At 64.6% G+C, this 19,022-nt stretch carries 20 protein-coding genes and 2 tRNA genes; 17 read left to right on the top strand and 5 right to left on the bottom strand.

Annotated features, from left to right (window positions below; all coding sequences use genetic code 11):
- Positions 1 to 73 precede the first annotated feature (73 nt).
- From lon to Q1U94_RS04765, 5 genes are all read left to right on the top strand, one after another.
- Positions 74 to 2,479, top strand: a complete 2,406-nt coding sequence (gene lon / locus Q1U94_RS04785) for an endopeptidase La (protein WP_300542361.1) — start codon at positions 74 to 76, stop codon at positions 2,477 to 2,479.
- 239 nt (positions 2,480 to 2,718) lie between these two features.
- Positions 2,719 to 2,925: a hypothetical protein gene (locus tag Q1U94_RS04780; RefSeq protein ID WP_300542359.1), complete on the top strand. Its 207-nt coding sequence runs from the start codon at positions 2,719 to 2,721 to the stop codon at positions 2,923 to 2,925.
- 81 nt (positions 2,926 to 3,006) lie between these two features.
- A complete protein-coding gene (gene pheA / locus Q1U94_RS04775; RefSeq protein ID WP_300542357.1) occupies positions 3,007 to 4,161 on the top strand; it encodes a prephenate dehydratase in 1,155 nt (384 codons plus the stop codon).
- A gap of 126 nt (positions 4,162 to 4,287) precedes the next feature.
- On the top strand, positions 4,288 to 4,929 hold the full coding sequence (locus Q1U94_RS04770) for a TetR/AcrR family transcriptional regulator (protein WP_300542355.1): 642 nt from the start codon (positions 4,288 to 4,290) through the stop codon (positions 4,927 to 4,929).
- A 56-nt stretch (positions 4,930 to 4,985) separates the two neighbouring features.
- Positions 4,986 to 5,061, top strand: a tRNA-Val gene (locus Q1U94_RS04765).
- A gap of 22 nt (positions 5,062 to 5,083) precedes the next feature.
- Here Q1U94_RS04765 and bioD read toward each other — a convergent pair.
- Both bioD and bioF read right to left on the bottom strand, forming a co-directional pair.
- A complete protein-coding gene (gene bioD / locus Q1U94_RS04760) occupies positions 5,084 to 5,746 on the bottom strand; it encodes a dethiobiotin synthase (protein ID WP_300542354.1) in 663 nt (220 codons plus the stop codon).
- Positions 5,746 to 6,924, bottom strand: a complete 1,179-nt coding sequence (bioF, locus tag Q1U94_RS04755; RefSeq protein WP_300542352.1) for an 8-amino-7-oxononanoate synthase — start codon at positions 6,922 to 6,924, stop codon at positions 5,746 to 5,748. Before bioF ends, bioD begins: the two co-directional genes overlap by 1 nt.
- Before the next feature lie 98 nt (positions 6,925 to 7,022).
- Here bioF and Q1U94_RS04750 point away from each other — a divergent pair, with 98 nt between their 5' ends.
- The 4 genes from Q1U94_RS04750 to Q1U94_RS04735 all read left to right on the top strand — a co-directional run bounded on the left by Q1U94_RS04750 (position 7,023) and on the right by Q1U94_RS04735 (position 10,933).
- Positions 7,023 to 8,276: an adenosylmethionine--8-amino-7-oxononanoate transaminase gene (locus tag Q1U94_RS04750; protein ID WP_300542350.1), complete on the top strand. Its 1,254-nt coding sequence runs from the start codon at positions 7,023 to 7,025 to the stop codon at positions 8,274 to 8,276.
- A 98-nt stretch (positions 8,277 to 8,374) separates the two neighbouring features.
- A tRNA-Asp gene (locus tag Q1U94_RS04745) sits at positions 8,375 to 8,451 on the top strand.
- Between the two features lie 326 nt (positions 8,452 to 8,777).
- On the top strand, positions 8,778 to 10,133 hold the full coding sequence (locus Q1U94_RS04740) for a DEAD/DEAH box helicase (RefSeq protein ID WP_300542348.1): 1,356 nt from the start codon (positions 8,778 to 8,780) through the stop codon (positions 10,131 to 10,133).
- 38 nt (positions 10,134 to 10,171) lie between these two features.
- Entirely contained in the window at positions 10,172 to 10,933 is a 762-nt protein-coding gene (locus Q1U94_RS04735; protein WP_300542347.1) for an SDR family oxidoreductase, read from the top strand.
- 21 nt (positions 10,934 to 10,954) lie between these two features.
- Here Q1U94_RS04735 and Q1U94_RS04730 read toward each other — a convergent pair whose 3' ends face one another.
- The 3 genes from Q1U94_RS04730 to Q1U94_RS04720 form a co-directional block, all read right to left on the bottom strand.
- A complete protein-coding gene (locus Q1U94_RS04730; protein WP_300542346.1) occupies positions 10,955 to 12,508 on the bottom strand; it encodes an AbgT family transporter in 1,554 nt (517 codons plus the stop codon).
- A 72-nt stretch (positions 12,509 to 12,580) separates the two neighbouring features.
- Positions 12,581 to 13,300: a DUF599 family protein gene (locus Q1U94_RS04725; RefSeq protein ID WP_300542482.1), complete on the bottom strand. Its 720-nt coding sequence runs from the start codon at positions 13,298 to 13,300 to the stop codon at positions 12,581 to 12,583.
- A gap of 104 nt (positions 13,301 to 13,404) precedes the next feature.
- Entirely contained in the window at positions 13,405 to 13,530 is a 126-nt protein-coding gene (locus Q1U94_RS04720) for a hypothetical protein (RefSeq protein WP_300542345.1), read from the bottom strand.
- A 144-nt stretch (positions 13,531 to 13,674) separates the two neighbouring features.
- Here Q1U94_RS04720 and Q1U94_RS04715 point away from each other — a divergent pair, with 144 nt between their 5' ends.
- The 8 genes from Q1U94_RS04715 to nuoF form a co-directional block, all read left to right on the top strand.
- Complete coding sequence (locus Q1U94_RS04715) at positions 13,675 to 14,121, top strand: hypothetical protein (RefSeq protein WP_300542344.1); 447 nt, start codon at positions 13,675 to 13,677, stop codon at positions 14,119 to 14,121.
- Between the two features lie 247 nt (positions 14,122 to 14,368).
- Entirely contained in the window at positions 14,369 to 14,737 is a 369-nt protein-coding gene (locus tag Q1U94_RS04710) for an NADH-quinone oxidoreductase subunit A (RefSeq protein WP_300542343.1), read from the top strand.
- A 6-nt stretch (positions 14,738 to 14,743) separates the two neighbouring features.
- The gene (locus Q1U94_RS04705; protein ID WP_300542342.1) at positions 14,744 to 15,310 is read left to right on the top strand and encodes an NADH-quinone oxidoreductase subunit B family protein; all 567 of its coding nucleotides are present in this window, start codon (positions 14,744 to 14,746) and stop codon (positions 15,308 to 15,310) included.
- A 12-nt stretch (positions 15,311 to 15,322) separates the two neighbouring features.
- Complete coding sequence (locus Q1U94_RS04700) at positions 15,323 to 15,925, top strand: NADH-quinone oxidoreductase subunit C (RefSeq protein WP_300542341.1); 603 nt, start codon at positions 15,323 to 15,325, stop codon at positions 15,923 to 15,925.
- 19 nt (positions 15,926 to 15,944) lie between these two features.
- Positions 15,945 to 17,135: an NADH-quinone oxidoreductase subunit D gene (locus Q1U94_RS04695; protein ID WP_366917258.1), complete on the top strand. Its 1,191-nt coding sequence runs from the start codon at positions 15,945 to 15,947 to the stop codon at positions 17,133 to 17,135.
- The gene (locus Q1U94_RS04690) at positions 17,135 to 17,602 is read left to right on the top strand and encodes a hypothetical protein (protein WP_300542339.1); all 468 of its coding nucleotides are present in this window, start codon (positions 17,135 to 17,137) and stop codon (positions 17,600 to 17,602) included. The genes Q1U94_RS04695 and Q1U94_RS04690 overlap by 1 nt, the downstream gene beginning before the upstream one ends.
- Positions 17,599 to 18,264, top strand: coding sequence for an NADH-quinone oxidoreductase subunit NuoE (nuoE, locus tag Q1U94_RS04685; protein WP_300542338.1), 666 nt, complete (start codon positions 17,599 to 17,601; stop codon positions 18,262 to 18,264). Before Q1U94_RS04690 ends, nuoE begins: the two co-directional genes overlap by 4 nt.
- A gap of 3 nt (positions 18,265 to 18,267) precedes the next feature.
- On the top strand, positions 18,268 to 19,022 hold a 755-nt coding region (nuoF, locus tag Q1U94_RS04680), incomplete at its 3' end, for an NADH-quinone oxidoreductase subunit NuoF (protein ID WP_300542337.1).

The raw sequence follows: 19,022 nt of genomic DNA, 5'->3' as shown, positions 1-19,022 counted from the left end.
GCAGACCCGAATCGAGCCACGATCTGAAAAGAGATCTGCACGCGCCCGGGTGTTGGGTGCGCATGGAGTCATAATGTCCAATACCAAGACACTTCCGCTTCTGCCGCTTCGCGACATTGTCGTATTTCCGCACATGATTGTGCCGCTCTTTGTCGGCCGCGAGAAATCCGTCAAGGCGCTCGAAGAGGTGATGAAGGCGGACAAGCAAATCCTGCTGGCGACGCAGAAGAACGCCGCCGACGACGAGCCGGCCACCGACGCCATCCATGCCACGGGCGTGGTCGCCTCGGTGCTGCAATTGCTGAAACTGCCCGATGGCACGGTGAAGGTTCTGGTCGAAGGCGGAACGCGCGTGGACATCACCGGCTACACGGCGCGCGACGATTATTACGAGGCCATTTGCGAGCCGATCGCCGAGGACCCGGGCGACGAGGCCGAGCTTGAAGCGCTGATGCGCACGGTTGCGGCCAAGTTCGAGGACTATGTCAAACTCAACAAGAAGGTCCCGCCAGAGGCCCTGGCCTCACTGTCGCAAATCCAGGAACCCGGCAAGCTGGCCGACAGTATTTCCGCCCATCTCGCGGTGAAGATCGACGAAAAGCAGTCGCTGCTGGAAGAACCGGACGTGACCCGCCGGCTCGAGCGCGTGCTCGGCCTGATGGAGGGCGAGATCGGTGTGCTGCAAGTCGAGAAGAAAATCCGGTCGCGCGTGAAGCGCCAGATGGAGAAGACCCAGCGCGAATATTATCTCAACGAGCAGATGAAGGCGATCCAGCGCGAGCTGGGCGAGGGCGATGACGGCCGCGAGGAGCTGGCCGAGCTGGAAGAGCGCCTCGCCGAGGCCAAACTGTCCAAGGAAGCCCGCGCCAAGGCCGATGCGGAGTTCAAGAAGCTGCGCCAGATGAGCCCGATGTCGGCGGAAGCCACGGTCGTGCGCAATTATCTGGACTGGCTGCTGGCCCTGCCCTGGAACAAGCGCAAGCGGCTGAAGAATGATCTGGCGCGTGCCGAAGACGTCCTCGAAGACGATCACTACGGGCTGGAAAAGGTCAAGGAACGCATTCTCGAGCATCTCGCGGTGCAGTCGCGCACAAGGAAGATGCGCGGGCCCATCTTGTGCCTCGTAGGCCCGCCCGGCGTCGGCAAGACTTCGCTGGGCCGTTCGATCGCCAAGGCGACGGGCCGCGATTTCGTGCGCATGTCGCTGGGCGGTGTGCGCGACGAGGCCGAGATCCGCGGTCACCGGCGCACCTATATCGGCTCCATGCCGGGCCGCATCATCCAGTCGATGAAGAAGGTGAAATCGTCCAACCCGCTTTTCCTGCTGGACGAGATTGACAAGCTGGGTGCCGACTATCGCGGCGATCCGGCGTCGGCCCTCCTGGAAGTGCTGGACCCGGAACAGAATTCGACCTTCAACGATCACTATCTGGAGGTGGATTACGACCTGTCCGACATCATGTTCGTGACCACGGCCAACACACTCAACCTGCCGCAGCCGCTCCTCGACCGGATGGAGATCATCCGCATCGCCGGCTATACGGAGGACGAGAAGGTCGAGATCGCCAAACGCCACCTGATCCCCAAACAGCTGAAGAACCATGCGCTCAAAGAGGGTGAGTGGTCGCTGTCGGAAGACGCGCTGCGCGATCTGATCCGCTACTACACCCGCGAGGCGGGCGTGCGGAATCTCGAACGCGAGATCGCCAATCTGGCCCGCAAGTCGGTGCGCCAGATCGAAAGCGGCAAGGCCGAGTCCATCGAGATCACGCCTGAAAACCTGGGCGATTATTCCGGTGTGCGGAAATTCCGCTTCGGCGAGACCGACAAGGAGGACCAGGTCGGCATCGTGACGGGCCTCGCCTGGACGGAGGTCGGCGGCGATCTTCTGACCGTTGAAGCCGTGCGCATGCCCGGCCGCGGCAAGATGACGGTCACCGGCAATCTCAAGGACGTGATGAAGGAATCGATCTCCGCAGCAAGTTCGTTCGTGCAGTCGCGCGCGCCCTCGCTGGGAATCAAGCCGACCGTGTTCCGCTCCTCCGACATCCACGTCCACGTACCGGAAGGCGCCACGCCCAAGGACGGTCCCTCCGCCGGTATCGCCATGATGACGGCCATCGTCTCGGTGCTCACCGGTGTGCCGGTGCGCAAGGATATCGCCATGACGGGCGAGATCACCCTGCGCGGCCGCGTCCTGCCGATCGGCGGGCTGAAGGAAAAGCTCCTCGCGGCCCTGCGCGGCGGCGTGAAGACGGTGCTGATCCCGCAGGAGAACGAGAAGGACCTGGCCGAGATCCCGGACAATGTGAAGTCCGGCCTGGAGATAGTTCCTGTCGAGACCGTCGATGAAGTACTCAAGCGGGCCCTGACCGAGCCAGTCGAACCGGTCGAATGGACCGAGGCCGACGAAGCTGCACTGGCGGCGGTGGCCGCGCAGCAGGCCGGCGAGACGGGCGAGAGCCCGATCGCGCACTGAGGTTCGGGACATTCAAGTTCCGCAATCGGGAGGGCCGGAACTGATGTTCCGGCCCTTTTTTGTGGCGCGCCTTCGAATTGCTCGTCAAAGCGTAGCACGTGCGAAGTCCCGTTATCGACGCATCGAGATGAGCTTTGCCAGGGAAGGGGAGCGTTCGAGCTGGGCCGGCTGCGCATTCGGGGAACGATGAGGCTCCCCGACTGTGACGGAGGTTTCGCTTTCAGTTCGAAGGCGGCAACGTGAATGCGGCCACTTTGCATCACTCCAGGCATGAAGAGGCCCCGGGCATATCCGGACTGTTTTTTGCACTCGCCGCACGCAAATCCGGTATTTCTGCATTGACCTTGCGCGAAAGCCCCGCCAAGCTCCGGTTCATGACTTGCGCGACGTTTTATTTTGCCGGCTATTTTACCAACGCAACCCGGGTGGGGGCGGTGGCCGGCTGACGCGCGCGCAAGCGGCGAGTTTACCAGGGCCTCCCCCGCCGGGGAGGCCCTTTTCGTTTGTCGATGAGAAGGGGTGAAATCATGTCGGGTGTTAAGAGCCGGGACGAGATCCGCGCGGCGATCTCGGATATCGACCGGCAATTGATCGAGGCGATCGCACGGCGTTCGCAACTGGTGGAGCAAATCCTGGAGGCCAAGGCCGCCAGCGGCCAGCCGGTGCGCGACCGCGAGCGCGAGCAGGCGGTGCTGCGCGAGGCGCTGCGCCAGGGCAAGGAGCAGGGCGTGCCGGCCGAGTTGGTCGAAAGCCTGTTTCACAACCTGTTCGAGGTCTCGATCCGCCGCCAGCGCGAGCGGTTCGATTCCATGCGCAATGAGGAGCTCAACGAGGCCAGCGTGGCCTATCTGGGCGGGCCGGGCAGCTACAGCCATATCGCCGCCCAGAAGGTCTTCGAGCGCCGCAATGCCACTGTCGTGCCGTCACCCAAGCGCGATTTCGTGTCGATCTTCCGCTCCGTCGAGACCGGGGAGGTCGATTTCGGGGTGATACCGATCGAGAACACCACGACCGGCTCGATCAACGAGGTCTATGACATCCTGATCAATTCGCGCACCCAGATCGTCGGCGAATTCTTCCTGCGTGTGGATCATTGCCTGGTGGGCCGGGCCAGCGGGCAGGGGCGTGTCACGCGCGTCTTCGGCCATCCCCAGGCGCTGGCGCAGTGCCGCCGCTACATCGCCTCGCATCCCGAGCTGGAGACCCATATGGCGGCCTCGACCACGCGGGCGCTGGAACGGCTCCTGGAAGACGACGACACGGCGGCGGCCGTAGCCGGCGAGGATGCGGCACGCCTGTTCGGCATGGACATACTGGCGCGCGGCATCGGCGATCACGAGCAGAACATCACGCGTTTCATCGTCATTGCCCGCCAGGCCAAGCTCCCGACCCGCGAGGTGGAATGCAAGACCTCGATGATGTTCACCACGCGCGATACCGCCGGCTCGCTGGTCGATGCGCTGACCGGCTTTCGCGACAACGGCGTCAATCTGGTCAAGCTGGAATCGCGCCCTATCGCCGGCAATCCCTGGGAAGAGATGTTCATCATGGACGTCGACGGTCATGTCGAGGACAAGACCCTGCGTGCGGCGATGGGCGTGCTGGAGGAGCATACCCGCGAGATCAAGCTGCTGGGCTGTTATGCTGCCGATGCGATCGATAAGGTGTCCGTCGCCGAATAGGCGAGGGGCGGTGCGGCCGCCATTCTCCATTCCGGTGAGGGCGGCCGTTCCTGGATCGGCTTTGGGCGCGTCCCCGGCCGGAAAATGAACTTTGTTCGTTCGGATTTATCCGTTTAGACTGGGCACATGCAGACTGTTGAAAACACCGGCAGGCCGCGCGGGCGGCCCGGCCTGACACCGGAAGTGCGTGAACAGGCGCTTCAGGCGGCGGGCGAACTTCTGGCCGAAAAGGGTCTCAAGGGCATGCAGGCGCGCACCATTGCGAGCCGCGCCGGCCTGTCTGTCGGATCGATCTACAAGCTTTTCGGCGATATCGACGATCTGATCCGCGAGCTCAATCTTCAGACCTATCGCGACATCGCCGTTCATCACGAGGCCGCGCTGGACAAGGCGGGCCTGCCGGAGACGCAGGTGTTCGACCGCGTGATGGTCCTGGCCAGGGCCTATATCGAGTTCGTGGTGACGCAGAATGCCCGCTGGATGGCGCTTTTGTCCTTCAACAGCCGCCATGGCGCCATGGCGCCCAGGGAATACCGCGAAACCGAAGATGCACTGTTCGGATTTGTCGAGTCGGTGCTGGCACCCGCGCCGGGTTTCGCCGATCCGCGGTTCCGCGCCCGTGCCGCGCGGGCCCTTTGGGCCTCGGTGCACGGTATCGTCACCGTCACCCTGCCCAATTCCGCCTATGACGATCCGGTCGCCGACGCGCTCGACCAGATCGGCATGATTGCGGGCGGTGTCATCCGCGACGCTGCGGCCAGGGCGTAGGCGCCACTTGCCAGCGGCATGGCGGCCGGACTAGAAAGCGCGTCCCTGGATGATTGGGGCGGTTAGCTCAGCTGGGAGAGCATCTCGTTTACACCGAGAGGGTCGGGGGTTCGAGCCCCTCACCGCCCACCATCCTTCGCAGGTGCCGGTATTCCTAGCCCGTGACGACCGGCTTGCGGGTCTCCAGAAGGTCCAGCAGGGGGGCGGCATCGCCTGCAAACACCCGCACATCGCTGCGGGGTGCAAAGCGACGGATCGAGCGCGCGGTGTCCTCTGCGGGAACCGGGCTTGCCTGGTGATCGTTGACGATCACCGTGCAGGACGTGTCCAGCACGCGCAGCGCCGTCAGCGTATGCGAAATGGCGCCGAGATAGGCGCCCGTCACGAGGATGGGGCGGGCATCGAGTTCGCGAATGAGGTCGAGATTGAGCCCGTCTTCGGCCAGGGGCGACATCACCCCGCCGGCGCCTTCGACAACGGTCGGGATGGAACGATCGACACGATCCAGGCACCAGTTCACCACCTGGTCGATGGCGAGGGGCCGCCGCTCCCGCGCGGCCGCCATGTCGGGCGAGAGCGGTGCCTTGAACCGCCAGGGGGAAACCGCCTGCACGCCTTCCCCGGTGAGGTCGTCGCCATTGGCGCGCATCAGGCGGATCGTGTCGGTTTCATTGAGTCTGGCGGGGTCGAAGCCGGAGATGACGGGCTTGAGGATCCGCGCCTTGCCACCGGCCCTGCGATGGGCTTCCAGAAGAGCGCAAAGAATGTGGGTCTTGCCGACATCGGTGCCGGTCCCCGTGACGAAAATGGGGCGCATTATTCGGCCGCCTCGGGTTGTTTCAGGATGGATTTCAAGGCTTTGGCCAGCCGGTCGATATCACTCTCGCTGTGTGCGGCAGAAAAGGTGATGCGCAGGCGGGCCGTGCCTTCCGGCACGGTGGGCGGGCGGATGGCGGTGACCAGAAATCCGGTCTCTTCCAGCGCCGCCGACGCGGCCAGGGCCAGATCGGCGCTGCCCAGGATCACCGGCACGATGGGTGAGACGGGTTCGGGCAGGCGCATCCGGCTGCAAAAGCGTCTCGCCAGAGCGAGCGGCCGGTTGCGCAATTCGGCATCGGTTTCGATCAGGTCCAGCGCTTTCAGGGCGGCAGCGGCCGAGGCGGGCGGAAGCGCGGTGGTAAAGACCAGCGGCCGGGCCCGGGTGCGCAGCAGTTCGCACACGCGCTGCGAGGCGCACAGATAGCCGCCATAACTGCCCAGCGCCTTGGACAGTGTGCCCATCTGCAGGGGCGCAGCGGCGGGCGGGGCAAAGGCATGGGCCGATCCGCGGCCATCGCCGACAATGCCGATCCCGTGCGCGTCGTCGACCAGTGTCCAGGCATCGTATTGTTCGCCCAGCGCCAGGATTTCCGGCAGGGGCGCGAAATCTCCGTCCATGGAGAAGACGCCGTCGGTCAGGATCATGGCGTGGCGCGCCTCGGCCCGGTGTGCAGCCAGAAGCGTACGCAGATGCGCCAGATCATTGTGCCGGAACACCTCCACCCGCGCGGCAGACAGGCGGGCACCGGCGTGCAGGCAGGCATGGGCGAGGGCATCGATGAGGATGAGGTCGTCCGGGCCCACAAGCGCCGGCGTAATCGCCAGATTGGCCAGAGAGCCGGAGCCGAAGACGATACAGTCCTCGGTTCCCTTGAATCCGGCCAGCCGGCGTTCCAGCTCGAACAACAGCGGATGTCCGCCGGTCACCAGGCGGGAGGCGCCGGCGCCGGCGCCCCATTCCGCAGCCGCTTCGCGTGCGGCCTCGATCACTTCGGGGTGATGGGCCAGGCCCAGATAATCGTTCGAACACGCATTGATCAGTTCGCGACCGTCACGCTCCACATGCACGGCATCGCGATGGCGTGTCTCCACGGGTTTGCGGCGCAGGGATTTGCGGTCGAGCTGGCCCAGCTTGTCGGCGGCGAAGCGTTCCAGAGAGGCAGTGGCGGATGTCATATTTAGCCCTGTTGCACAGAATGAAGGCCTGCTAAAGCCCGCCCATGACGTTGGATACATTGAACCCTGTGTCGCCCCGCCGGGGCAAGTGTGCGGACATGCACCTCTGGCGGCCCTATACCCAGATGAAGACCGCGCCGGACGCGCTGCCGGTGGTCTCGGCCGAGGGTGTCCGGCTGACACTCGCCGACGGGCGCGAACTGATCGACGGCGTCTCGTCCTGGTGGACAGTGTGCCACGGCTATCGCCATCCCCATATCATGACGGCTGTGAAGGACCAGCTGGACCGTCTGCCGCATGTCATGCTGGGCGGGCTGACCCATGACCCGGGCGAACGCCTGGCGCAGCGGCTGGCCGAACTGGCGCCGGGCGAGCTGAACCATGTCTTTTTCTGCGAGTCGGGCTCGGTCTCGGTCGAGATCGCGATGAAGATGGCGGTCCAGTCCTGGCTCAATCGCGGGGTGAAGGGGCGCACGCGCTTTGTCTGTTTCCGGGGCGGTTATCACGGCGACACCATCGCCACCATGTCGGTGTGCGATCCCGAAGAGGGGATGCACGCCCTGTTTGCCGGTTCCCTGCCACAGCAGATCGTGGCCGATCTGCCCGAGGACGAGGTCTCGGCGGCGCGGTTCGAAGCGCTTCTTGATGCGCATGCGGACGAGATCGCGGGCATTGTCACCGAACCGCTGGTCCAGGGCGCGGGCGGGATGAAATTCCATTCCCCGCAAACCTTGCAGCGCATTCGAGCGGCCTGTGACGCACGCGGCCTGCCGCTGATCCTGGACGAGATCATGACCGGGTTCGGCCGTCTGGGTACGATGTTCGCCTGCGAGAAGGCCGGCGTGGTGCCGGATATCATGACGGTGTCCAAGGCGCTCACGGGCGGCACGCTGCCGCTGGCCGCTGCCATCGCCTCGCGGGAGATGTTCGGACATTTCTGGTCCGACGATGCCGGCGCCGCCCTGATGCACGGGCCGACCTATATGGGCAATCCGGCGGCTTGCGCCGCCGCCAATGCCTCGCTCGATCTGTTCGAGGGCGAGCCGCGGCTTGAACAGGTGGCGGCCATCGAAGCGGCCTATGAACGTTTCCTGCCGCAGGCGCGGGACATTCCCGGAGTCGTCGATGTGCGCTGGCAGGGCGCGGTCGGGGTGATCGAGATGAAGGGGTTGCCCGGGCTGGACCGGCTGAAGGCGGATTTCGTCGAGGCTGGCATCTGGGTGCGGCCCTTCAACAAAATCGTCTATCTCATGCCGCCCTATGTGATCTCCGCGGAGGATCTGGAGGCACTGATTTCGGCGACGATTGGGGTCACGCGCACCTGGGCGGGCAGGCATTTTGCGCCGCGCTGACACTGGTACTGCAATATGTGCAGATCGCTTACATTCGTCGCTTGACGGTGCCGCGGTCTGCCCATAAACAACGCACCTCGCTCAGGCGAGCCGCGCAAGCGGGTGTAGCTCAGTTGGTTAGAGCGCCGGCCTGTCACGCCGGAGGTCGCGGGTTCGAGTCCCGTCACTCGCGCCATTCCTTTTGATCGGGAGTGAGCGCATGAACCGAAAACGGCCGCCCTCCGGGGCGGCCGTTTTCGTTTGCCAAAGCCGCCGAAACATGAAACACAGCGCGCACTCCTGCCGTGAGTAGGCGGCCCGAGTGGCTGCGCGGCAGGCGTTGGCGAGACTTTCCGCCTTGTGGTCCCTACAGGACCTGGCGCGTATTGATCATTGCCACCCTGGCGCCAGGCCGGCGCCGACGAATTGGCGGCTGATCTACGCAAGCTTCCGTATTTTGAAACCTGACGCCGCGGTGCGCGCCAAGCTGGCAGCGCAGCCGGCCAAGAAAGATATAAGTTTTTGACTCAATTCAATGAACTCGGCCTGGCCGATCCCATTCTCCGCGCACTCAATGAGGCGGGCTATACCCAGCCCACGCCGATCCAGGCCGAAGTCATCCCGGCGCTGCTGCAAGGCCGCGACGTGCTGGGCATTGCCCAGACCGGTACCGGCAAGACGGCGGCTTTCGTGTTGCCGATTCTCCACCGGCTGGCGGGCCTGAACAAGCGCCCGGCACCGAAGACATGCCGCGCCCTGATCCTCTCGCCCACGCGTGAGCTTTCGGCCCAGATCCGCGAAAACCTGCAGAACTATTCGGCACATATGCGCCTGTCCTCGGCCCTGGTGGTCGGCGGGCTGAAAGCCGGTCCCCAGGTGAAAGTTCTGGCCCGCGGCGTGGATGTTGTCGTGGCCACGCCGGGCCGCCTCCTGGACCTGGTCAAGTCGCGGGCGCTGAGCCTGTCCCAGGTGCAGACCCTGGTGCTGGACGAGGCCGACCAGATGCTCGATCTCGGCTTTTTCCCGGCGATCCGGGAGATCGTCTCCATGCTTCCGGCCGACCGTCAGACGGCGCTGCTCTCGGCGACCATGCCCAAGCCGATCAAGGCGCTGGCGCACGATCTGCTGACCGATCCGAAACAAATTTCCGTCGCGCCGGTATCCCGGCCGATCGAGCGTATCGAGCAATCGGCGATCCTGACGCCGCAGGATGCCAAGCGCGAACTCCTGCTGGAAATCCTGTCCGACAAGGCGGTCGAGCGCGCCATCGTCTTCACCCGCACCAAGCGCGGGGCCGACCGGGTCAACAAGCACCTGGTCGCCTTCGGCCTCAAGGCTGCCGCGATCCATGGCGACAAGTCCCAGGGCCAGCGGGTGAAAGCCCTGGCCGGCTTCAAGGCCGGCTCTGTGAAAATCCTCGTGGCCACCGACATCGCTGCGCGCGGCATCGATGTCGATGACGTCTCCCACGTGGTCAATTTCGAACTGCCCAACATCCCGGAAAGCTATGTGCACCGCATCGGCCGCACGGCCCGGGCCGGCAAGACCGGCGTCGCGGTCTCGCTGTGCGATCCCAGCGAGTACGACTATCTGCGCGATATCGAACGCCTGACCGGCCATGAAGTCGACAAGGCCATTGTCGGAGAGGAGGCGGATTTCCTGGCCCAGGCCAGGGCCGCGTCCGGTGCGTCCAAGCCGAAAAAGTCGCGCAATCGCCGGCGCCGCGGCGGGGCCCTCCAGAGCGGAAACAGCCAGGCCGGCCATAGCCGGCGGCCCCAGGCGGACACCTCCGGCAAGCCGCAGCGCCGCCGCCGGACCCGCCGGCCGAAATCCGCCGGCCGGCCGCAAGGATCGGGTGTCGAAGCGGGCGCCATCTGACGAGGATCCGGCCTCCATCAACCGGAGGACGGATCATCATGACACTACTTGAAGGCAAGACCGCCATCGTCACGGGCGCCAGCGCGGGTATCGGCCGCGCGGCCGCCCTGCGCTTCGCGCGGGAAGGGGCCAGCCTGGTGCTCAATGCCCGCGGCGGCGAGCGGCTGGCCGATCTGGCCGGCGAAATCGCCGCGGCGGGCGGCCGGGCCATCGCCGTGCCCGGCGATGTGCGGGAAGAAGCGCTGATGCGCAATCTCGTGGAGACCGCGACGGCGCACTTCGGCGGGCTGGACATTGCCTTCAACAATGCCGGCGGTCTGGGCGAACTGGCGCCGGTCGAGACACAGACGGTCGAAAACTGGCACGCCACGATCGACGCCAACCTGACCAGTGCCTTCCTTGCGGCGAAGTACCAATTGCCCGCGCTTTACGAGCGCGGCGCCGGCTCGCTGATCTTTACCGGCTCCTTTGTCGGCCATACCGCCGGCATGCCGGGAATGAGCGTGTACTCGGCCGGCAAGACCGGGCTGCTCGGTCTGGTCAAGGCTCTGGCGGCCGAGGCCGGCCCGCGCGGCGTGCGCGTCAACGCGCTGCTGCCGGGCGGGACGGATACGGCGATGGCCGCGGAATTCGCCTCGACGGACGAGATCCGGGCCTATGTCGAGAGCATTCACGCGCTCAAGCGCATTGCCGAGCCCGCGGAGATCGCCGATGCGGCGCTCTATCTGGCCAGCGATCTGTCCCGTTTCGTCACCGGAACGGCGCATCTTGCCGATGGCGGCGTTTCGATCACGAAATAACGCTGCGGACGAACGGGGGCGTCAGCCGCCCCCGTTCGCCGGGTCGATACCGGCCGGCAACTCGTAGAAGAACTCCGCCCCGGCGGGGCCCAGCGGCAGGCCCAGGGCGAACCAGATACCCAGCATCGCGGTCGAAGTGGCAAGAATGGCGATGGAATAGGGCAGCATGGTCGCGATCAGACTGCCCAGGCCGAACTCGGGCACATAGCGCTGGGCAAACACCAGGACCAGCGGCAGATAGGGCATCAGCGGAGTGATGATGTTCGTCGCCTGGTCGCCCATGCGATACGCCAGGGTCGAGGCTTCCGGCGAAATGCCCTGCAGCATCAGCATCGGCACCAGGACAGGCCCGATCAGTGCCCATTTCGCCGAGGCCGAACCGATGAAGAGGTTCAAAAAGGCCACCAGCAGGATCATCACCAGCAGGAGAAGCGGGGCCGGCAGGTCGAGCCGGCCCAGGAGATCGCCACCGCCGATCGCGGTGAGAATGCCCAGATTGGACCAGTTGAACAGGGCGATGAAGTGGGCCATCGCAAAGGCCAGCACGATATAGAGCCCCATATCGCCCATCGACTTCGCTGCCAGGCCGACGGCATCGCGATCGGACTTGATCGTGCCTGCGGCGGCGCCGTAGGCCAGACCCATGGCAAGGAAGGCCAGGAAGATCAGTGCCACGATGGCGTTGAGGAAGGGTGTGAAGGTGTTGAGCTCGTTCGTCGGGTCCTGCAGCGCCTGGCCGGGGCCGAAGATCAGGAACAGTGTCACGGCGACAACGGCCAGCAGGGCCATGCCCGCAGCGCCCAGGCCCTTGCGCTCGGCGGGCGTGAGCTCGGCATTTTCGTCGGGCTGCCGGAAATCGGCGGGCGGCGTCCACGTGCCCAGACGCGGTTCGACGATGAGATCGTTGACCACGGTGACCACCACCATCAGAACGGGCGTCAGGACCAGGGTGAAATACCAGTTGCCCAGGATGTTCATCTCCCAGTCCGGAACCAGGAACTGGGCCGAGCTCTGGGTTATGCCGAACAGCAGGGCTTCCAGGGCGCCGACGACCAGATTGGCGGAAAAGCCCGCCGACACGCCTGCAAACGTCGCCGTCATGCCAGCAACGGGATGACGGCCGGCGGCGGCAAAGACAATGCCGCCCAGCGGGATCAGCACGACATAGCCGGCATCGACCGCCAGGTTGGACATGATGCCTGCAAAGACCAGGGTCGGGGTCAGGAGAATGCCCGGAATGCCCTTGACCAGCTGGCGCAGGCCCGCGCCGAACAGGCCGGCGCGCTCGGCGATGCCGGCACCGATCATCACCACCAGGACCATGCCCAGCGGATGGAAGCTGGTGAACGTATCCGGCATTTCGATGAGCAGGCGGCGGATATTCTCCCCGGAGAGAAGGTTCTGTGCGGTGACGGTTTCGCCGGTCAGCGGATGGACGGCGTTGAGACCCGCAAAGGTGGCGATGACCGACGCTATCATCACCACGCCGATCAGGATCAGGAAGATCGTCACCGGGTCCGGCAGCCGGTTCCCCGCCCGCTCCACCGCGTTCAGAATCGAATTGCCGATGCTCATGAATTCTCCCCCTGTCACAATTCTGCGCAGATTGGACGCATTTGGCGCGATGGCGCAACTCCGCCGGTGCACTCAGGGTGCCGGCCCGGGCCCGCCATAGCGCTGCATGGCGTCGTCGCCGGCGCGCAGGGCGGCGAGGGCAGGGCCGGCGAATTGCCGGTAGGCGAGAATGGCCGCCACGGCGAGTGTCACCCCGATCTGCGCCAGGGGTCCGCCGATCCAGGCCAGATAGCCGATCGACATGAAAAGCGTGCGCAGGCCGCGATTGAACTGGCGTCCGGCAACGACATTCATTGCGCCGGCCCGATAGGCAGCGGCCAGGGCGTCGGGCGTGACCTCGCCGTCGCGCGACGTGTCGGGCGTGGCGCCCAGCAGCATGGCGGAATAGTTCACCAGCCGGTAGGCCCAGCCGAACTTGAAGAAGGCATAGGCGTAGATTGCCAGAAGGCCCAGCGACATCACCTCCCATTGCGTGCGCGAGCCCGCATCGAGAAAGGGCACATCGCCCACGGCGGCCATCACCGGGTCGAGCGCGGTGATCAGGGTGAAGGCGGCGCCGATGCCCAGGAGTGCGGTGGAGGCGAAGAAGGCGATGCCGTTCTGCAGGCCGGCGATGATCTGGCTGTCCATGATGCGCACCGAGCGGCCGGCCATGTTGACCATCCAGTGGCGCCGGTGCTCGTCCATGGCGCGCGACAGGCTGTGCCTGGCCCAGGGGCTGTGATCGACCAGAAAGGAAAATCCGCCGGCGATCACGATAAAGCCGATAACCCCGATATAGTCTGCAAGCATGTCCACCGCCCCAGCCCGTCCGATACGGCCAGTCTAGGCGGATTCACGCACAGGAAAAGCTGTGCGCCCGGACAGGGCGCCTTGCCCTCCGGTACCGGCCGCGCTCAGGCAGCGGCGGCCAGGAACAGGAAGAGTGCAATCACGGCAAAGGCCAGGGACAGACCCAAGACCCAGCGTACGCCGTGGCCTTTTTCCGCCTGGCTGGCCTGTTCAAAACTGAAATCGGCCATGCGATCATCCTTCTCGGATCGTGTTCGGCCATTCTACAGGAATCGGGCGGCCCTGTCCGGTCACGATTGGCGTGAGCGCAGGAGAGGGACGCCGTCGCGGCCAGTCCCGCTAGCACTTGGACTTGCGGCGGGCACACTGGCTGCATGTCGATCTGGATTGCCCACACACGCCAACTGTCCTGGCTTTTGCGTGCGACCTGGCCGCCGCTACTGCTGGCGGGCGGCTGCCTCGCCGTGCTGGCCGTGTCGCCGCCGGTATGGATTGCCGCCCTAGCCTGTGCCGGCCTTGCGCTTTTGACCTGCGACGCTTTGGCGCGGCATCGCCAGTACCGCGACTTGCGCCTTGTGGTCCGGGCCGCACAGGGCTTGTCCGGCGGGGCGCTGATCGAATTCCGGCGCGCGCGCACATCCTGGTGCACGCGGCGGGCGGCGCTGGCGGCCGCCGGGGCGGAAGGGTTCGGCCGCGATGCCCGCCGGCTGGTCGAGAAATGGGGCTACAGGCCGTGGCACGTCTTCCCCGACCGCGCCTTTACCCGGCACTCGCCCTTCCTGCGGCGGGGCTTCTGGCGCAGTGTCGTCGGCCTGCGGTAATGCCACGGGCCACATTCTGATATTGCAAGTCAGTTGCAATTTCTGCTACATCGGTCAGGATCGGGAATATCGAACTGATACAAGGCCGCCTTTAGGCCTTGCCCGCAGCGCCGCTGCGCTCTAGCTTCCGCGCCAAATCGGGCAGGGGGCCTGCCTGGCAGTGTTCGATTCGCGTTTTCGCGTTTCGCACCGCCGGGAAAACGGTCTCCCGCACGGCAAACCCGACGCTAGAAGGCGAGGCTTGGCGATGGACGCGCTGCTTCTCGATTACCTGCCCATCCTGATCTTCTTCGGCATTGCAGCGGCGCTCGGCCTGGGCTTCATGCTCGCCGCCTTCGTCATCGCGCCGTCGCGGCCGGATCCGGAAAAGGTCTCGACCTATGAATGCGGGTTCAACGCCTTTGACGATGCGCGCATGAAGTTCGATGTGCGATTCTATCTCGTCGCCATCCTGTTCATCATCTTCGACCTGGAAGTGGCCTTCCTCTTCCCCTGGGCCGTGACCCTTCGCGAGCATCTCGGCGAGTTCGAATTCTGGTCGATGATGGTCTTCCTGACGGTTCTCACCATCGGCTTCATCTACGAGCTGAAAAAAGGCGCGCTGGATTGGGAGTAGTCCACCATGGCATCTGATCTCACCCCTCATGCCGGCCTGGCCGGGCGCGCAACCGTTCCCGGCTATGATCCGAAGAAGCACGATCCGTTTTTCGACGGCGTGTCCGATGCTCTGGCCGACAAGGGCTTTGTTGTCGCCGCGGCCGACGACCTGATCACCTGGGCGCGCACCGGCTCGCTGATGTGGATGACTTTCGGCCTGGCCTGCTGTGCCGTGGAAATGATGCAGGCCTCGATGCCGCGCTATGATGTCGAGCGTTTCGGCTTCGCGCCGCGCGCCTCCCCGCGCCAGTCCGACGTGATGATCGTTGCCGGCACGCTCACCAACAAGATGGCGCCGGCCCTGCGCAAGGTCTACGACCAGATGCCCGAGCCGCGCTACGTCATCTCGATGGGCTCCTGTGCCAATGGCGGCGGGTATTATCACTATTCCTACGCGGTCGTCCGCGGCTGCGACCGCATCGTTCCGGTGGATGTCTACGTGCCCGGCTGCCCGCCCACGGCGGAAGCGCTGGTCTACGGCATATTGCAATTGCAAAAGAAGATCCGCCGTGAAGGCTCGATCGAGCGCTAGGAGAGACGGACGATGAGTGAAGCGCTCAAGGTTCTCGGCGAACACATCCAGGCGGCCCGCAATACGGCCGTGACCGGGTGGGAGATCGCCCATGGCGAGCTGACGGTGTCGATTCACCGCGACCGTATCGAGGAGGTGCTGACCTTCCTGCGCGACGATCCGGCCTGCAAATTCACCACGCTGATCGATATCTGCGGAGTGGATTATCCCCAGCGCGCTGAACGGTTTGAAGTGGTCTACCATCTTCTGTCGATGCACCAGAACCATCGTGTCCGGGTGAAGCTGTCGACGGACGAGGAAACGCCGGTGCCGTCGGTACACGCGGTCTATCCGGTCGCCGACTGGTTCGAGCGCGAGGCCTTCGACATGTTCGGCATCGTCTTCTCCGATCATCCCGATCTGCGCCGCCTGCTGACCGACTACGGTTTCGAGGGCTATCCGCTGCGCAAGGACTTCCCGCTCACCGGCTATGTCGAAGTGCGCTGGGACGAGGAGCAGAAGCGCGTCGTCTACGAACCGGTCGAACTGGTCCAGGAATATCGCGACTTCGATTTCATGAGCCCGTGGGAAGGCGCCAAATACGTCATCCCGGGCGACGAGAAGGCGGAGGGCTGACACCATGGCTGCCGACGACATGACCCAGGACGCCCCGCGCACCTTCACCCTCAATTTCGGTCCCCAGCACCCGGCCGCCCACGGCGTGCTGCGCCTGGTTCTGGAGCTGGACGGGGAAGTGGTCGAGCGGGTCGACCCGCATATCGGCCTTCTCCACCGCGGCACCGAGAAACTGCTGGAACACAAGACCTATCTCCAGGGCATCGGCTATTTCGACCGTCTCGACTATGTCGCGCCGATGAACCAGGAACATGCCTTCTGCATGGCGGCGGAGCGCCTGGCCGGCATCACCGTGCCCAGGCGTGGCGAATATGTGCGCGTCCTCTACTGCGAAATCGGCCGTATCCTGAACCACCTCCTCAATGTGACGACCCAGGCCATGGATGTCGGCGCACTGACGCCGCCGCTCTGGGGCTTCGAGGAGCGCGAAAAGCTGATGGTGTTCTACGAGCGCGCTTCGGGTTCGCGCATGCATGCCCACTATTTCCGCCCCGGCGGCGTGCACCAGGACCTGCCACCGAAGCTGATAGAGGATATCCGCACCTGGTGCGACGAATTCCCCGCCAAGCTGGACGATATCGACAGCCTTCTGACCGAGAACCGCATCTTCAAGCAGCGCAATGTCGATATCGGCGTTGTCACCAAGGAAGATGTGCTGGCCTGGGGTTTCTCCGGTGTCATGGTGCGCGGCTCTGGCCTGGCCTGGGACCTGCGCCGCTCGCAGCCCTATTCGGTTTATGACGAGCTGGATTTTCGCATCCCGGTCGGCAAGAACGGCGATTGCTATGACCGCTATCTGTGCCGCATGGAAGAGATGCGCGAGAGCGTGAAGATCATGATCCAGTGCTGCGACTGGCTCATGAAGGAAGAGAATGCGGGCGAGGTGCTGGCCACCGACTCGAAATTCTCCCCGCCGCGCCGCGCCGAGATGAAGCGTTCGATGGAAGCGCTGATCCAGCACTTCAAGCTCTATACCGAGGGTGTTCACGTGGATGCCGGCGAGGTCTATGCCGCCGTGGAAGCGCCCAAGGGCGAGTTCGGCGTCTATCTCGTCGCCGACGGCACCAACAAGCCCTACCGTCTGAAAATCCGCGCCCCCGGCTTCCCGCACCTGGCGGCCATGGACTTCATGAATCGCGGCCACATGCTGGCGGACGTCTCCGCCATCCTGGGCTCGCTGGACATCGTGTTCGGGGAGATCGACCGCTGATGAAGCGTGGTGTTGCCATACTTGCGCTGCTTGCGGCGGCCGCCTGCTCCCAGGGCGGTGGCGGGATCGATCCTGCGACCCGGGCGCAATACGACGTCGCCGTTCTGAACGCCGCGCCGAACGAGGTGCCGGTCTATACCGAAATGGCGCTCAACGGGTGCCGCATGGCCGGCGATGTGCCGCTATGCGGGTCCTGCACGGTGACGGTCGCGACAGCGCAGCATGCGCATCGCGTCGGCGCCACGCTCGAGGAACACGAGGTCGGCCGCACGGATGATGCGGGCGCGCCTGCTGTTTCCGTGACATCCGAACTCGATTATGCGGACTTCCCGCACAATGGCACCAGGGGCGGAATCGAGGCTGCGATCTCCGATGCCCATGCCTGGTGCGAAGCCTTTCATCCGGAACAGGTCGTGACCCTGCGGGACGTTCGCGACGCCGAGATTTCGACAGGGGATGAGGAATGAGCGTCCGACGCTTGGCAAAGGAACAGCCCGACAGCTTCGCCTTCACCAAGAAGAGCGAAGACGAGATCAAGTTCTGGCTGGCGAAATATCCCGAGGACAAGAAGGCCTCGGCCGTCATCCCCATGCTTTGGATCGCGCAAAAGCAGGAAGGCTGGGTCTGCGAACCGGCGCTGCGCGAGATCGCCGACCGGCTGGAGATGCCCTATATCCGAGTCTACGAGGTCGCGACCTTCTACACCATGTTCAATCTGGCGCCGGTCGGCGAGAACCTGGTCCAGGTCTGCGGCACGACGCCCTGCATGCTGCGCGGATCGGACGAGCTGATCTCGATCTGCAAGAACCGCATCGGCAAGCAGCACGAGATTTCCGAAGACGGCAAGTTCACATGGGTCGAGGTGGAGTGCATGGGCGCCTGCGCCAACGCGCCGATGATCCAGCTCGCCAATGCCGATGGCGACCACTACATCGAGGATCTCGACGCGGAGACGTTCGAGAAACTCCTGGACGATCTGGCCGCCGGAAAGACGGTCAAATACGGCCCGCAATCCGATCGCAAGGCTTCCGAACCCCACGGCACGAAAGTGCTGACCGACAAAAGCCTCTATGACGGTTCCGCGGCCAAGCCGGTCAAGCTTCCGAACACCGAGAAAGAGGAGGGCTGAGCCATGACACAGCTTCTCCAGGACAAGGACCGGATCTTCACCAACCTGTTCGGGCATCACAGCCCGGATCTGGACGCAGCCAAGCAGCGCGGTGCCTGGAACGGCACGCACGAAATGCTGCAGCAGGGCCGCGATTGGATCATCGACCAGATGAAGGCCTCGGGCCTGCGCGGCCGCGGCGGCGCCGGTTTCCCGACCGGGCTGAAATGGTCCTTCATGCCCAAGGAAGTGGGTGCGCGTCCGCACTATCTCGTCGTCAATGCCGACGAGTCCGAGCCCGGCACCTGCAAGGACCGCGAGATCATGCGGCACGATCCGCACCTTCTCATCGAAGGCTGCCTGATCGCCTCCTTCGCGATGCAGGCGCATGCCTGCTACATCTATCTGCGTGGCGAATACGTCACCGAACGCCTGGCGATGGAAAAGGCCGTCAGGGAGGCCTATGACGCCAAACTTATCGGCGACGACAACGTCCATGGCTGGGACTTCCATGTCTATATCCACCACGGCGCCGGCGCCTATATCTGCGGCGAGGAAACGGCCCTGCTGGAAAGCCTGGAGGGCAAGAAGGGCCAGCCGCGCCTGAAACCGCCTTTCCCGGCCAATGCCGGTCTCTATGGCTGTCCGACCACGGTGAACAATGTCGAATCCATCGCGGTGGCGGGCACCATTCTGCGCCGCGGCGCGCAATGGTTCGCCGGCTTCGGTCGCGAGCGGAATGTGGGCACCAAGATCTTCTCGATCTCCGGCCATGTGAA

Source organism: Maricaulis sp. (genome assembly GCF_030149515.1).
GTDB lineage: Bacteria > Pseudomonadota > Alphaproteobacteria > Caulobacterales > Maricaulaceae > Maricaulis.
Note: the sequence above shows the minus strand (reverse complement) of the source record. Positions and strands in the feature narration are given on the sequence as shown.